Origin of the sequence: Streptomyces sp. PA03-1a (genome assembly GCF_033792805.1) — a bacterium.
Classification (GTDB): Bacteria; Actinomycetota; Actinomycetes; order Streptomycetales; family Streptomycetaceae; genus Actinacidiphila.
In genome coordinates this window covers 14512-30317 of sequence record NZ_JARAVO010000108.1, presented here as the reverse complement: position 1 = coordinate 30317, position 15806 = coordinate 14512, and the positions used below count along the sequence as shown (strand labels likewise).

10 protein-coding genes are annotated in these 15806 nt (G+C 74.4%); 6 read left to right on the top strand and 4 right to left on the bottom strand.

Annotated features, from left to right (window positions below; genetic code table 11):
- The coding region (locus PV341_RS23945) for a Xaa-Pro dipeptidyl-peptidase (RefSeq protein WP_500358936.1) at positions 1–1848 on the bottom strand (1848 nt) is incomplete at its 3' end.
- A 308-nt stretch (positions 1849–2156) separates the two neighbouring features.
- Between PV341_RS23945 and PV341_RS23940 the strand changes: the two genes are divergently transcribed.
- From PV341_RS23940 to PV341_RS23925, 4 genes are all read left to right on the top strand, one after another.
- On the top strand, positions 2157–3719 hold the full coding sequence (locus PV341_RS23940; RefSeq protein WP_500358935.1) for an alpha/beta hydrolase: 1563 nt from the start codon (positions 2157–2159) through the stop codon (positions 3717–3719).
- A gap of 48 nt (positions 3720–3767) precedes the next feature.
- Positions 3768–5285 carry an alpha/beta hydrolase gene (locus tag PV341_RS23935; RefSeq protein ID WP_500358934.1) on the top strand — a complete coding sequence of 506 codons (1518 nt, stop codon included), beginning with the start codon at positions 3768–3770 and terminating at the stop codon, positions 5283–5285.
- Between the two features lie 15 nt (positions 5286–5300).
- Positions 5301–6878 (top strand): alpha/beta hydrolase, encoded by a 1578-nt coding sequence (locus tag PV341_RS23930; RefSeq protein ID WP_500358933.1) that lies wholly within the window; start codon positions 5301–5303, stop codon positions 6876–6878.
- Positions 6879–7047: 169 nt separating this feature from the next.
- A complete protein-coding gene (locus tag PV341_RS23925; RefSeq protein ID WP_500323208.1) occupies positions 7048–8487 on the top strand; it encodes an alpha/beta hydrolase in 1440 nt (479 codons plus the stop codon).
- A 71-nt stretch (positions 8488–8558) separates the two neighbouring features.
- Here the strand turns inward: PV341_RS23925 and PV341_RS23920 are convergent, their stop codons facing one another.
- Positions 8559–10949 (bottom strand): Tex family protein, encoded by a 2391-nt coding sequence (locus PV341_RS23920; protein WP_500358932.1) that lies wholly within the window; start codon positions 10947–10949, stop codon positions 8559–8561.
- Positions 10950–11024: 75 nt separating this feature from the next.
- A complete protein-coding gene (locus PV341_RS23915; RefSeq protein WP_500323206.1) occupies positions 11025–11567 on the bottom strand; it encodes a GNAT family N-acetyltransferase in 543 nt (180 codons plus the stop codon).
- Between the two features lie 69 nt (positions 11568–11636).
- Between PV341_RS23915 and PV341_RS23910 the strand changes: the two genes are divergently transcribed.
- Both PV341_RS23910 and PV341_RS23905 read left to right on the top strand, forming a co-directional pair.
- Positions 11637–12500, top strand: a complete 864-nt coding sequence (locus PV341_RS23910; RefSeq protein ID WP_500323205.1) for a DUF6528 family protein — start codon at positions 11637–11639, stop codon at positions 12498–12500.
- A gap of 225 nt (positions 12501–12725) precedes the next feature.
- Positions 12726–13730: an aldo/keto reductase family protein gene (locus PV341_RS23905; RefSeq protein ID WP_500323204.1), complete on the top strand. Its 1005-nt coding sequence runs from the start codon at positions 12726–12728 to the stop codon at positions 13728–13730.
- Between the two features lie 70 nt (positions 13731–13800).
- On the opposite strand, the gene PV341_RS23900 is transcribed toward PV341_RS23905, so the two are convergent.
- Entirely contained in the window at positions 13801–15759 is a 1959-nt protein-coding gene (locus PV341_RS23900; protein ID WP_500323406.1) for a primary-amine oxidase, read from the bottom strand.
- Positions 15760–15806 lie beyond the last annotated feature (47 nt).

Genomic DNA, 15806 nt, shown 5'->3' with positions numbered 1-15806 from the left:
GGCCAGGTCGAGGGTGACGGTGGGGGTGGTGTCGGGGGGCTCGACCAGTCCCGCGTCGGTGCCCGCGACGATCAGCGCGAGCCGGTGCCCGGCGGGCACGACGTGGTCGGTGGCGCCCAGGGTGACGGTGGCCGTGTAGGCGCGGCCCGGGACGAGCGGACGCCCGTGCCATGCGGACGCGGTGTGCCCGAGATCGGCCCAGCCGCGGCTCACCACGGTGTGGGCGACGTCGGCGGTGTCGGCCGCGGTGTCGCGGAAGCAGGCGCTGTCGCCCGCCGTGCTCTCACCCCAGCACGAGCGCGTGGCCAGGTCGGCGATGCCCTCCTTGGCGCCCAGGAAGTCCCGGACGGTGTCCGGCCCGAGGTCGACCAGGACCGCGGACAGGTGGGCGCTGGTGGTCGAGGAGGACGCGGTGAGGGTGACCGTGCCGCTGCCGGACAGCCGCAGGTCGCGGGCGAGGGTGCCGGTGGTGAAGACGGCCCTGGAGGCGCTCGGGGTGTCCGCGCCGGCGGCCCAGTCCTCCTCCCACTCCTGGGGCGCGTCGGTGAAGGCCGCCGTACTGCCGGGCGCGGCCGGGCCGAGCCCGAGGGTGCCCAGGCCCGGGGTGGTGCCGGGCCGCAGGCTCAGCCGGGCGGGTCCGGTGCCGGCGGGGGGCCAGGAGCGGTCGGTCGTCCAGTGGTCGGGGGAGCGTTCGACGTCGGCGCCGGGCTCGCGCTCCACGCCGTTGCGGACGCCCAGCAGATAGTGGTCGAACCAGCGGTGCAGGGTGGACACCCATGCCTCGCGCCGGAAGTCGAAGGGGTCGACGTGGCCGGTCTGCGACAGCCACACCTTGCGCTCCACGCCGTGCGCGGCGAGCGCGCTCCACCACTGGCCGAAGTGCTTGGTGCGGACGTTGAGGTCCTGCATGCCGTGGACGGCGAAGACGCTGGCGCGGACCTTGCCGGCGTCCTTGGTGTAGTCGCGTTCATTCCAGAACCCGGTCCAGTCGCCGCTGCGCGGGGCTCCGTCCACGATGCGCTGCTGCACCGCGGCGCAGCGGGCGCGGGCGGCCGGGCTCTCGACGTAGTCCGACAGCCAGTCGGGGCCGGAGTCGTAGAGGGCGGCGCCCTGCTGGAAGTAGTAGTCGTACCAGGAGCTGATGGCGCTGATCGGCACGATCGTGCGCAGGCCGCGCACCCCGGTCGCGGCGACGCCGTTGGCGATCGTCCCGTCCCAGCTCTTGCCGATCATGCCGACGTCGCCGGTGGACCAGCGGGCGCTCGCGGGCCGGGAGCCGGTACGGGAGGTGTAGCCCTCGGCCCGGCCGTTCAGCCAGTCGATCACCGCCTTGGCCGAGCCGATGTCGGAGGGGCCGCCGACGTCCACGCAGCCGTCGGAGCGGTTGGTGCCGGCCAGGTCGACCAGGACGACGGCGTAGCCGCGGGGGACGAAGTAGTTGTCGTAGTACAACGGGGCCTGGACCATGCGGCCCTGGTCGTCGTAGGTCTTCAACTGGCTCTCGTTGCCGCGTCCGCAGCACGAGTAGTAGGGACTCGCGTCCATGATCACCGGCACCTTGCGGCCGGCGGCCGCGGGCTCGCGGGGCCGCACGATGTCGGCGGCGACCCGGTCGGCGCGGCCGTCGCCGTCGTCGTCGCGGCCCGTCTCGACCCAGACCGCCTCGCGGATCGCGTCGGCGTACGAGTAGTCCGGCCGGCTCAGTCCGTGCCGGACGGTCCCGCCGGGGGAGGCGGCCTGCACGGTGGCCACGGGGAGGAGGACGGCGGCGAGGGCGGCGATCACGGTCGCCACCAGGGAGGTCGTCCGTATGCGGATGCGGTCGGTACGGGGGCGGGTGGTGCGCATGGGTGAGGGCACCCGCGGACGCTAGCCGCGGCCCGGTCCGGGGGGCCAGAGCGATACCGGTCAACTTGTGGGGGCTGTACGGGTACTTGTGGCGCGCGCCGGCACGGGGGTGGCACGGCGGGTTCACGCGTTCGGCCCAGCCCGGCGATCCCCCCTGCACGATCTGTGATGACCTGGTTACGCAGCGAAGGGTGGGGGGACGGCGTGGCCGCTCCCTGCCGGGACGCGGCGCCGGGCCCGCCCCCGCGGCCGCTCACCGATGCCGACCAGCCCCGCGTCTCGCAACGGGCGGAAACGAAGGCGTGGCGATGAAGCCTGTCCCGGCCACCGGCCGAATACCCGGGCGCGGACTGCTCTGCGCACTCGCCGTACTGGTCGCCTTCGGGCTGCTGCTCGCCACCTGCACCGCCGCGACGCACACGCACAGGACCGCCGCACCCACTCCCGCCGGGGCCTCCGCGAGCGCGGCGGCCGACGCGATCCGCGTGGACCTGCGGCGCTACTACACGCAGGAGCTGCGCTGGTTGCCCTGCCGGGACCGGTCGTTCCAGTGCACGAGGCTCAAGGTGCCGCGGGACTACGCGCACCCGGGAGCGGGTGACCTCTCCCTGGCCGCGATCCGCAGGCAGGCCCGCGGCCACGGCGCCGCCCGCGTCGGCGCACTCCAGATCAACCCCGGCGGCCCCGGTCTGTCCGCCATCGACGATCTGCGGGCCTACGCCGACAGGTACTCCCCCGCCCTGCGCGCCTCGTACGACCTGGTCGCGGTCGACCCGCGCGGCGTCGGCCACAGCTCGCCGGTGGACTGCGGCTCCGCCGCTCCCCCGGGTGCCGGGACGCGGGGGGCGCTCCCTTCGGACGAGGCCACGGTCATCAACACGTGGGCCGCCTACCACGCCAAGGTCGCCGCGGACTGCGCGCGGCACGCCGGGCAGCTGCTGCCGCACGTCGGCACCCTCGACGCGGCCCGGGACATGGACGTCGTACGCGCCGCGCTGGGCGAGGACCGCCTGCACTTCCTCGGCTTCTCGTACGGCACCTACCTGGGCGCCACCTACGCCGAGCTCTTCCCCTCCCGCGTCGGCCGGGTCGTCCTGGACGGCGCGGTCGACCCGGCCATGGACGGCTACCACGCCTACCTCAACCAGGCCCGCGGGTACCAGATCGCCTGGGAGTCCTTCGCCGCCGACTGCGCCCGCCGCAGGCACTGCCCGGTCGGCCACTCCGTCAAGGAGGCGGGCCGCACGCTGGACTCCCTCGTGGCCGCCCTCGACCGCGCCCCGGTGCGGCAGGGCAAGGAGGGCCACCTCGACGGCGAGACCCTGCTCGGCACGGTCGTCACCGCATTGCGCGCGCCCGACTGGGAGACGCTGCGCGCGGTGCTGGACGGGGTGACCTCGGGTGACACCACCGTGCTGCGGGAGCTCGTGGGCTCCGAGGACGACACCGCGTCCGGTGACGAGTCCATGACGGCGGTCAACTGCCTGAGCTCCGCGCTCGAATCGCGGTCGACCCCCGCCCAGACGCTCGCGGCGCTGCCCGAATTCCTGCGGGCCTCGCCCCAGTTCGGGGCGTTCTACAACGAGGACCTGTCGACGTGCGCCCACTGGCCGACGCGGCCCACGCAGCTCCCGCGGCGCGTCAGCGCCCGGGGCGCCGGGCCGATCCTCGTGATCGGCACCACCCGCGACCCCGCCACCCCCTACGACCAGGCCCGGGCACTGGCCGCCCAGCTCTCCTCCGGGCGTCTCCTGACCTGGGACGGCGACGGGCACACCGCCTACCAGCGCGGCAGCCGCTGCGTCGACACGGCCGTCGACGACTACCTGTTGCGCGGTCTGCTCCCGCCCACCGGCGCGATCTGCCGCTGACGCGACCACCCGCCCCGCGCTCCGCGCGGCGCACAGAAAGGCGTGGCCATGAACGCACCCCGACGCAGGCTCCACGGCTTCATCGCCGTGCTCGGCAGCTGCGGGCTGCTGCTCACCGCGTGCGCGGCGGGCGACCTCCGGCAGACGCCGGCCTGGGCACCCGCCGGGGGCGCCGCCACCGCCGCACCGGCGGACCTGGCCCGCTACTACGGGCAGAAACCGGGCTGGAAGGCCTGCGCCGCGGTGCCGTCGTTCCAGTGCGCCACCATCACGGTGCCGCTGGACTACGACCACCCCGAGGGAGGCGACATCACCCTGGCCGCGATACGCCAGAGGGCCACCGGGAACGGCGCCGCACGCGTCGGCTCGCTGCAGATGAACCCCGGCGGACCGGGCTCGTCCGCGATCGCCTACCTGCTCGGCAACGTGGACTCCTTCTCCCCCGCGGTGCGCGCAGCGTACGACCTGGTGGCGGTCGACCCGCGCGGTGTCGGCGCCAGCACCCTGGTGGACTGCGCCAAGGACACCCCCGCGGCCGCCCCGGACCCCGGCGCGCGCAGGGCGGACATCGACGCCTCGGCCGCGGGCTACGCGCAGGTCGCGGCCGAATGCGGCCGGCACGCGGGGCGGTTGCTGCCGCACGTGGGCACCGAGGACGCCGCCCGAGACATGGACGTCGTACGCGCCGTGCTGGGCGACCGGCAGCTCCATTACCTGGGCTTCTCGTACGGCACCTACCTGGGCGCCACCTACGCCGGGCTCTTCCCCTCCCGCGTCGGCCGCATGGTCCTCGACGGCGCCGTCGACCCCGCCCTCGACGGGTACGACTTCACCATCGGCCAGGCCCGGGGGTACGAGGTCGCCTGGAAGTCCTTCGCCGCGGAGTGCGCCACCCGGCCCGACTGTCCCGTGGGCCGCTCGGTCCAGGAGGCCGGCCGCATCCTCGACACCCTGGTGGCCACGCTGAACCGCACCCCCCTCCGGCAGGGCAAGGACATCACCGTCACGGGGGACTCCCTCCTCAGCGCGGTCGTCCTCGGGCTGCGGGCCCCGGCCTGGGAGGCGCTGCGCGCCGCGCTGGAGGGGGTGCGGGCCGGCGACACCACGGCCGTACAGGCGCTCCTCGGCGTGGACGAGGAAACCGATCCGGGCGACCAGTCGTACTACGCGGTGTCGTGCCTGAGCTCCACCCTGGGCACGTGGTCGACCGTCGCGCAGGCGCAGGCGGCGCTGCCCGAATTCCGCCGCGAAGCACCGCAGTTCGCCGAGTACTACGCCGGGACCCTGCCGATGTGCACCCATTGGCCCGTCCGCCCTGACCAGCCGGCGCACCGGATCACCGCGGCCGGCGCCGCACCGATCCTGGTCGTGGGCACCCTCCGCGACCCGGCCACCCCGTACCCGTGGGCACAGGCGCTCGCCCGGGAGCTCTCCTCCGGACGGCTCCTGACCTGGGACGGCGACGGGCACACCGCCTACCACCAGGGCAGCACCTGCGTCGAGAGCGCCGTCGACAGCTACCTGACGAAAGGTCAGCTCCCGTCCACCGGCACGGTCTGCGTCTGACGGGCGGTGGCCGCCGTGCAGGCCGCACGTCCCCTGTCCGGCCGGGGCAGGCGCATCGCGGGCGGGCTGCTGAGCGCCTGCCTGGTGCTGGCCGCCTGTTCGCCCCAGCGCGCGCACCGGACGGCGGGCGCGAAGCGGTCCGCGGCCGCGTCCGCGGCCGCCCCGGCCACTCCGGTCGCCTCGGCAGCCTCGGCGGCGGCGTCGGCAGCCTCGTCGGCGGCCTCGTCCGCGCCGCCGGACGTGTCGCGCTACTACCGGCAGAGGCTCGACTGGCAGCCCTGCCGGGAAGGGGCGTCGTTCCAGTGCACCACGGTGACGGTGCCCCTGGACTACGCCCACCCGCAGGCGGGCGACATCCGGCTGGCGGTCGTCCGCCACAGGGCCACCGGCCCGCGCGCGGTCCGCATCGGCTCGCTGCTGCTCAACCCCGGCGGGCCCGGCGTGTCGGCGGTCGACGATGTGCTGTCCTTCGCCGACGGCTTCTCCCCCGCGATGCGCGCCGCGTACGACCTGGTCGGCGTCGACCCCCGGGGCGTGGGCCGCAGCGCCCCGGTCGACTGCGGGACGGGCCCATCGGTCCCCGGGGCCGCCGCCGGGGACCCCGAGCCGGGCCTCGCCCTGGTCGCCGACGCGTGCGCACGTCGCGCGGGGCGGCTCCTGCCCCACGTCGGCACCCCCGACGCCGCACGGGACATGGACGTCGTACGGGCCCTGCTCGGCGACGACCGGCTGGGCTTCCTCGGCTACTCCTACGGCAGTTACCTGGGGGCCACCTATGCGGAGCTCTTCCCCTCCCGCGTCGGCCGCATGGTCCTCGACGGCGCCATCGACCCGGACATGGGCGCCTACCGCGCCACGCTCGGCATGGCACGCGGTTACCAGGTGGCCTGGGAGGCCTTCGCCGCCGACTGCGTCACCCGCCCCGGCTGCCCGGTCGGCCACTCGGTCAAGGACGCGGGCCGCATCCTTGACGGCCTGGTCGCGGGACTCGACGAGGCCTCCGGAAGTGCGGGCGGCCACGGCGTCTCCCCCACCGGCGACGATCTGCTCACCGCGGTCACCTCGGCACTCGCGGCTCCGGCCTGGGGCGCACTGCGCAACCTGCTCCGCGAGGTGGCGGCGGGCGACGCCGCCGCCTGGCGACCGCTGCCCGGCACGGAGGACGACGGCGGGCCGGGTGAGCAGTCCCTCGCCGCGATCAACTGCCTGAGCTCCGCGCTGGGACCGCGGTCGACCGCGGCGCAGACGCTCGCGGCCGTGCCCGAGTTCCGCCGCGCGGCCCCCCAGTTCGGCGCGTACTACGCCGGGTTCCTCCCCATGTGCGCCGACTGGCCGACGCGGCCCACGCAGGTCCCGCACCGGATCAGCGCCCGCGGCGCCCCGCCGATCCTCGTCGTCGGCACCACCCGCGACCCCGCCACCCCCTACGAGCAGGCCCGGGCACTGGCCGCCCAGCTCTCCTCCGGGCGGCTGCTCACCTGGGACGGCGACGGGCACACCGCCTACCAGCAGGGCAGCGCCTGCGTCGACACGGCCGTCGACGGCTACTTCCTGCACGGCCGGCTCCCACCCGACGGCACCGTGTGCGGCTGACGGGCAGCAGGACGCCACACCACCAGGGCACCAGAAAGGCTGAGCGATGGACGCTGTCCGGCACACCGGCCACGCACGCAGGAGGGGACGACGCCGCGCGGTCGCGGTGCTGGGCGCGTGCGCCCTCCTCGCGACCGCGTGTTCCTCCCTCCGCGGCGGGGCGTCACCCGTGACCCGCCTGGCGCCGGCCGGCTCCGTGCACACCGAGGCCGTGACGCCGCGGCTGACCCGCTACTACGCGCAGCGGCTCGCCTGGAGACCGTGCGAGGACAAGCCGTCCTTCCAGTGCACGACCCTCAATGCGCCGCTGGACTACGCACACCCCGAAGCGGGCGACATCACCCTGGCCGCCACCCGCCTGACGTCCACGGGGAGCGGGGCGCACCGCATCGGCTCGCTGCTGTACAACCCCGGCGGGCCCGGTGACTCCGCCATCGGCGGCCTGCAGGATCTCGCCGAAGAGTTCCCGCCCTCGGTACGCGCCGCCTACGACCTGGTCGCCGTCGACCCGCGTGGCGTCGGCGCCAGCACCCCGGTGGACTGCGGCACCGAGGTTGCGGCGAACCTCGCCGAAGCCCGCCCGCTCACCGCCGGGAAGCCGGACTTCGAGGCCCTGGACGAGGCCCGTGAGAAGACCGCCGACGCGTGCCGGCGGCACGCCGGGTGGCTGCTGCCGCACATCGGCACCCCGGACGTGGCCCGCGACATGGACCTGGTGCGCGCCCTCGTCGGGGACGACCGCCTGCACTTCTTCGGCTTCTCCTACGGCACCTACCTGGGCACCGTCTACGCCGAGCTCTTCCCCTCCCGGGTCGGCCGCATGGTCCTCGACGGCGCCGTGGACCCCACGGTCGACGGCTACCACCGCTTCCTGGATCCCGCACACGGCTACCAGGTGGCCTGGGAGGCCTTCGCCGCCGACTGCGCGCGCCGCCCCGACTGCCCGGTCGGCCACTCCGTCGAGGAGGCGGGCCGCGTCCTGGACGCCCTGGTCGCCCGCCTCGACCGGAGCCCGCGCCAGGAGGGCAAGGACGTCACCGTCACGGGGGACGACCTGCTTGTCACCGTCGTGTCGGGGCTCAAGCAGCCCGCGTGGGAGGAACTGCGCCTGGCCCTGGGCGAGGTGGTGTCCGCCTCCGGTGGCACCGCCGCGCTCCAAAGGCTCTCCGCCCCGGAGGAGGAGGCCGTCGCCGACGTGGGGTTCACGGCCGTCAGCTGTCTGAGCGCAGCGCTCGGGCCCGTGTTCACCCCCGCGCAGGCCGAGGCGCTGCTCCCCGCCTTCCTCCGTGCCTCGCCCCAGTTCGGGGCGTACTACACCGGGCTGCTCAGCACCTGCGCCCACTGGCCCGTCGGCCCGGACCGGCCCGCGCAGGCCGTCACGGTCCCTCCCACGGCGCCGATCCTGGTCGTCGGCACCCTGCGCGACCCGGCCACCCCGTACGCCTGGGCGCGGGCACTCACCCGGCAGCTCCCTTCGGCCCGGCTGCTGACCTGGGACGGCGACGGGCACACCGCCTACCTGCAGCCCGGAAGCGCGTGCGTCGACGCCGCGGTCGACCGCTACCTGCTGAGCGGCGTGCTCCCGCCGGCGGGGACGGTCTGCCGCTGAGAACACGCCGAGGCGCGCTCCCCCGGTCCTCCGGGGAGCGCGCCTCAGGGCCTCAGTGCCTCACGGTGGGATCAGCCGCGGCGGCCGTTGTTGCCCCCGCCGAGACCCTTGTCGAGCCCGGCGCGGCGCAGGGCGTCGGCCATCGCGCCGCCGGGGGCCGGGCGGTCCCGGTCGCGGTCGCCGCCGCGGGACTGGCGGGGCGGGTTGCCGCCGCGGCGGTCGGGCCGGTCGGGGCGGCCGCCGCGCTCGGGACGTCCACCGCCGGCGTTGCCCTTGGGCGCGCTCGCCTCGTCCTCCAGACGGAGGGTGAGGGAGATGCGCTTGCGCGGGATGTCGACGTCGAGCACCTTGACGCGGACGATGTCGCCGGGCTTGACCACCTCGCGCGGGTCGCTGACGAAGTTCCTGGACATCGCCGAGACGTGCACGAGCCCGTCCTGGTGGACGCCGACGTCCACGAAGGCGCCGAAGGCCGCGACATTGGTGACGACGCCCTCCAGGAGCATGCCGGGCCTGAGGTCCTTGAGCTCCTCGACGCCCTCCTTGAAGGCGGCGGTCTTGAAGGCGGGCCGCGGGTCACGTCCGGGCTTCTCCAGTTCGGAGAGGATGTCGGTGACCGTCGGCAGACCGAAGGTGTCGTCGACGAACTCCCGCGGCGCCAGCCCGCGCAGCACCGTGGTGTTGCCGATGAGCGCCCTGATGTCGGTGCCCGCCGCAGTGCTCATGCGCCGTACGACGGGGTAGGACTCGGGGTGCACGCTGGAGGCGTCCAGGGGGTCGTCGCCGTCGGGGATCCGCAGGAACCCGGCGCACTGCTCGTACGCCTTGGGGCCGAGCCGGGCCACGTCCTTCAGGGCGGTGCGCCGGCGGAACGGGCCGTTGGCGTCGCGGTGGGCGACGATGTTGGCGGCCAGGCCCTCGGTGATGCCGGAGACGCGGCGCAACAGCGGCACGGAGGCGGTGTTGACGTCGACGCCGACGCCGTTCACGCAGTCCTCGACGACCGCGTCGAGGGAGCGCGAGAGCTTCACCTCGGACAGGTCGTGCTGGTACTGGCCGACGCCGATCGACTTGGGGTCGATCTTGACGAGTTCGGCGAGCGGGTCCTGGAGGCGGCGGGCGATGGAGACGGCGCCGCGCAGCGACACGTCGAGCTCGGGGAGCTCGGCGGAGGCGTAGGCGGAGGCGGAGTAGACCGAGGCGCCCGCCTCGGACACCACGGCCTTGGTCAGCTTCAGTTCCGGGTGCCGCTTGATGAGGTCCGCGGCGAGCCTGTCGGTCTCGCGGGAGGCGGTTCCGTTGCCGATGGCGACCAGGTCGACCTCGTGGGCGGCGGCGAGCCGGGCGAGCGTCGCGATGGAGGCGTCCCACTGGTTGCGCGGCACGTGCGGGTAGATCGTGTCGGTGGCGACGACCTTGCCCGTCGCGTCGACCACGGCCACCTTGACGCCGGTGCGGAAGCCCGGGTCCAGGCCCATGGTGGCGCGCGTGCCGGCGGGGGCGGCGAGCAGCAGGTCGCGCAGGTTGGCGGCGAAGACCCGGACCGCCTCGTCCTCGGCGTCCTGGCGCAGCTGGACGCGCAGGTCGAGGCCGAGCCGGACCAGGAAGCGGGTGCGCCAGGCCCAGCGAACGCTGTCGGCGAGCCACTTGTCGGCGGGGCGGCCGCGGTCGGCGACGCCGAAGTGGTGGGCGATCGTGCGCTCGAAGCTGGAGGGGCCCTCCGCGACCGGCTCCTCGGGCTCCATGGTGAGGTCGAGGACCTCCTCCTTCTCGCCGCGCAGCATGGCGAGCACACGGTGCGAGGGGAGCTTGGTGAACGGCTCGGCGAAGTCGAAGTAGTCCGCGAACTTCGCGCCCGCCTCCTCCTTGCCCTCGCGCACCTTGGCGACGAGCCGGCCCCGCTCCCACATCCGGGTGCGCAGTCCCCCGACGAGGTCGGCGTCCTCGGACCACCGCTCGGTGAGGATCGCGCGGGCGCCCTCCAGCGCCGCCGCGGCGTCGGCGACGCCCTTGTCCGCGTCGACGAACCCGGCGGCCTCGGCCTGCGGTTCCAGGGACGGGTCGCCGAGGAGGCGGTCGGCGAGCGGCTCCAGGCCGGCCTCGCGGGCGATCTGCGCCTTGGTGCGCCGCTTGGGCTTGTAGGGCAGGTAGATGTCCTCGAGGCGCGCCTTGGAGTCCGCGGCGAGGATCTGCGCCTTCAGGGCGTCGTCGAGCTTGCCCTGGGACTCGATGGACTCCAGGATGGCGGCCCGCCGCTCGTCCATTTCGCGCAGGTAGCGCAGGCGCTCCTCCAGCGTCCGCAGCTGGGCGTCGTCGAGGCCGTCCGTCGCCTCCTTGCGGTACCGGGCCACGAACGGCACGGTCGCGCCGCCGTCGAGCAGCTCGACCGCCGATCTGACCTGACCTTCCCGTACGCCGAGTTCCTCGGCGATCCTGCGCTCGACCGAGACCGTTGTCGTCACGATGTGCGACCTGCTTTCTGGCTGGACTACCGCTGCATTATTGCGGAGCCCGGCCGCCCGGCCACGAGCCTGGGCCTATGCCGCGCCGGAGTCCGGGCCCAGACGCTTCTCGAACCAGTGGTCGGCGTAGCGTTCGCCGTTGTAGTCGGGGACCTCGTGGTAGCCCAGTTTCGCGTACAGGGCCCGTGCCTCGACCAGGTCGGCCCGGGTGTCGAGGCGGATCACGGCGGCGCCCAGTCGTTCGCGTGCCGCGCGTTCGGCGGCGGTGACCAGCAGTGCGGCGCCGCCGGTGCGGCGGGCGCCGGGGACGACCCACACGCGGCGCAGCTCGGCGACGCCGGGGGCCAGGAGGCGGACGCCCGCGCAGCCGGCCGGCTCGCCGTCGCGGCGGCCGACGAGGAAGTGCCCGTGGGGACCGGCGAGGTCGTCACTGGTGTGCTCGGTGAGCAGGTCGTCGATCTCCCGCGGGGTCATCGGCCTGCCGTAGTAGCGGCTGACGATGTCGTCGTAGTACCGCCACAGCAGGTCCCTCGACACGGGGTCGTCAACGGGGAGCGGGGCGATCTCCCATACGGGCGAAGCGTGGACGTTCGGTCGCGGTACGGTCACGCGGCCCATCGTGGCAGCACCCTGCGTCGCTATCCTCCGAATATTCGTTGGCACGTCAACGACATACGGGGGCACGACATGACGCGGCACGCCGCGCGGAAGAGCCATCCCATCGCCACCGCCGACCAGTCCTGCAACGGCGTCCTGGTCTTCGACCCCGACGCCCTGGACTGGTCGCGGCCCGGGGCCGTGACCTGGCACTGGAGCGCGCCGGGCGGGGCCGGCACGAGCTGGCAGCACCTGTCGGACGTGCGGCTGCGCAGGACGCAGGCGTACGGGCGGGTCGTGCTCGTGGCCGCGTCCGGCGGCCGGGCGGCGATGGTGCGCGAGGACACCGGGGCCATCGTGTGGCAGACGGTGACCCCGGCCGACAGCCCGCACGCCATCGAGCGCATCCCGGGCGGGGTGATCGTGGTGGCCTCCGTGGCGCCCGGCCGGCTGCGGCTGTACGCGGACACCGAGCAGACCGCGCCGTTCCGCACCGTGCCGCTGCCGAGGGCGCGCGGTGTGCTGTACGACCCGGAGCACGGGGCGCTGTGGGCGATCGGCGCCGAGCGGCTGGTGCGCTACGCGGTGTCGGGCCGGGGCGCGGCGACGACGCTGACGGAGCACAGCGCCGTGGGCTTCGAGGGCGAGGGCCGTGATCTGCAGCCGGTGTACGGCGACCCGGGGTCGCTGTGGTTCACCGACAGCTACGGGGTGTACCGGCTGGACGTCGCGTCCCTCAGGTACCGGCAGGTGGACGGGGCGAGCGGGGTGAGCGCCTACACCAACCAGCCGACAGGGACGCGCATCCGGGCCAGGTCGCAGGCGACCGGGCCCCGGGGCCGGGGCGGGCCGACGGTCGAGTTCCTCGACGCCGACGGGACCCCCGCGTACGCACGGACCCGCCCCGGCGCCGCCTTCGCCACGGTGCGCCTGTGGACCCCGGACTTCCGCTGAGGCCGGTCGCGGCCGGGGCGGCCGGCGACCGGGATCCGGCCGGCGCGGGCGACCGGGGGACCGGCCCCCGCGCCGGTACGGCGGCATGTAATGATCAGATGTATTTGCCCCTGCCATCTTTTCTGCGGCCGACGCCCGACCGGGCGCCGCGCCCCCGGCGGGCCCCGGTGCGCCAGCACCCGGCCGGCCGGCACCCACGGACACGCCAACGGAGGCTTCGCTCCCATGGAATACCGCCATCTCGGCCGTAGCGGCCTGGTCATCAGCGAGATCGCGTACGGCAACTGGCTCACCCACGGCTCGCAGGTGGAGGCGGACGCCGCCACGGCGTGCGTGCGCGCGGCGCTGGAGGTCGGCATCACCAGCTTCGACACCGCCGACGTCTACGCGGGGACGCGCGCCGAGTCCGTCCTCGGCGAGGCGCTGAAGGGCGAGCGCCGCGAGGGCATCGAGATCTTCACCAAGGTGTACTGGCCGACCGGGCCGGGCCGCAACGACCGCGGGCTGTCGCGCAAGCACATCATGGAGTCGATCGCCGGCTCGCTGCGCCGCCTGCAGACCGACTACGTGGACCTCTACCAGGCGCACCGCTACGACGTGGACACCCCGCTCGAGGAGACGATGGAGGCGTTCGCCGACGTCGTGCACTCGGGCAAGGCCCTGTACATCGGCGTCTCGGAGTGGCCGGCGGAGCAGATCCGTCGCGCCCACGCGATGGCGCGGGAACTGCACGTCCCGCTGGTGTCGAACCAGCCGCAGTACAACGCCCTGTGGCGGGTCATCGAGGGTGAGGTCGTCCCGACCTGCGAGGAACTGGGCATGGGCCAGGTGGTCTTCTCGCCGATCGCGCAGGGTGTGCTGACCGGCAAGTACCGGCGGGGGCAGGAGCCCCCGGCGGGCTCGCGGGCCACCGACGACAAGGGCGGCGCCGGCATGATCTCGCGGTGGATGAGCGACGAGGTGCTCGACGCCGTCCAGCGGCTCCAGCCGCTCGCCGCCGAGGCCGGCCTGTCGCTGGCCCAGCTCGCGGTGGCGTGGGTGCTGCAGAACTCCAACGTCTCGGCGGCCATCGTCGGCGCGTCCCGTCCCGAGCAGGTCGCGGAGAACGCCAAGGCGGCGGGCGTCGTCCTGGAGAAGGACCTGATGGCGCGGATCGAGGAGATCCTGGAGCCGGTCGCGGTCACCGACCCCAAGCGGGTCCACGACAACGTCCCTGCGCGCCGCCCCTGAGCCGGCATGCCCCGGCCCCGCGGTCCGTGCGGACAGCGGGGCCGGGGCACTCCTCGGGAGCCGCGCCGCGCTAGGCGGTGTGGCAGTGGCCCTCGCCGCGCGGGGTCTCCTTGGGGAGGTCGAGCGCGGGGTTGCGGTCGAAGAAGCCGGTGGGCTTGAGGGTGAACCCGCTGTGGTCGACGGGCATGACCGGCCACTCCTCCAGCCGCGGCAGGTGGGTGGGCCCGAAGGTGTGCCAGACGGTCAGCTCGGTGTCCTCCAGCGACTCGCCCGCCGCGGTCCAGCGGGGCAGCCCGGCGCCGCCCGCGTTCTGGTTGGGGTAGTCCCCCGCGGGGAAGCGCCGCTCGGGACGGTGGCGGGTGACCCACACGTGCTTGGTGCCGTAGGCCATGCGCCGGGCGACCGCCGAGTCGGGCTGCGCGAGGACGACCGGGCCGGGCTGCGGCACGAGCGTGTACGCCACGGGCTTGCCCATGCGGTTGAGGGAGCCGGGGTTGCTGATCCGCCAGCGGCGGCCCGCCAGCGGGTCGGCGAGGCGGCCGCCCTCGGCGCTGTCGGCGACGGTGGTCACCCGGGTGGTGAAGACGTTGCCGTTGGGGTTGTCCGGCCCGCTCGGGACGGGGACGACGTCCACCTCCTCCACGGTGTTGGCGTGGCCGTCGACGGCGGCGTCCAGCCGTACGCAGAACAGGTGCTGGTGGAACGGGGCGAGCAGGCCGGGCGCGACCTCCGTGCCGACCGCGTCGGCGGTGCCGGGCTCCACGGCGGAGGTCTGCACGATGCCGGTGGACTTGGCCTCGAAGCCGATCGTGCCGTCCTGGTGGAAGTACCAGTAGAAGCCGTAGTCGTAGTTGCCGACGGTGGCGATGTAGGAGACGACGAGGCGGCGGGCGCGACGGCTGTCGGCGGCCATGTCGTTGAAGATGTCGGTGTGCTTCCACAGGAGGCCGTAGTCCTCCTCGTGGATGCAGATGGCGTTGGGCAGCGTCTCGGGGTTGCCGAGGTCGTCGGAGAGGACGGCGTCGAGGTAGGTGATCTCGCCGAGGCAGTCGCAGCCGAGCTTCAGGGCGTTGGCGTTGCGGCCGAGCGAGTACTCGCCCGCGTCGAGGAAGGCGACCCAGTTGCGGTCGTCGCCGGGCTCGGCGTAGGCGACGGCCATCTCGGCGAGCGAGGCGCGGTGCAGGACGGAGCGGACGCGGTCGCCGTCCTCGTAGCCGATCTGGTGCAGGACCAGGCCCTCGCGGCCGTTGAAGTCGATGCGGAAGCGCCACTTCTGCCAGGTCATCAGCCGACCGCTGAGGGCGAAGGACGGCCCTTCCGGCTGGGTGATCTCCAGCGGGCGCAGGTCGGTGCGGGCCGGGCCGTTGAACTCGGCCTCGTAGCGGCCGCATTCGGACGGGATCGGCACGGCGCCGGTGTCGATCAGGCGGACGACCTTCCGCTCGATGACGTCGACGTCGGCGACGAGCCCGGCCACCGGGTGCGCCCACGGGCTGTCGGAGGCGTTGCAGCGCAGCCAGGTCAGGGAGCGCATGAGGCGGGCGCCGGGCCGGTCCTCGAAGCGCAGCGGTCCCGCTCCGAGGGGGGCGGCTACGGCGAGGTCGAGGTCGGTGACGCCGCGTTCGGCCATGGCCTTGCGCCAGCCCGGGTCGGCCTTGACGACCTGCTCGACGATCTCGTACTCCTCGAAGGTGACCGGGGGCTGGCCCTCCTCCGCGGTGTCGAGCGCGCGGTGGGCGACGACGACGCCCGCCGTGACGTCGACCAGTGCCTCGGCGGCGGCGCCGGTGGCCGAGTCCAGCAGGGTCACGCGCAGCCGGCGCACCACGGGGTCGCCGTCGCGATGGGCGTCGGCGGTGTGCCGGTCGGGCTCGTCGAGCAGGACGAGGGGGAAGCGGGTCGTGTCGGTGACCCTGCCGTCCTCCGCGAGGATGCGGCGGGCGGCGGAAATCTCGTCGGCGGTCAGCGGGTCGAGGGGGTGGGGCGCGGCGGGCACGGCGTCGGCGTCGGTGTGGCAGCAGGAGGACATCGGGGCAACCCTCTTGTCGACGTTGGTCGTTGCGCTGTCGGGCGCTA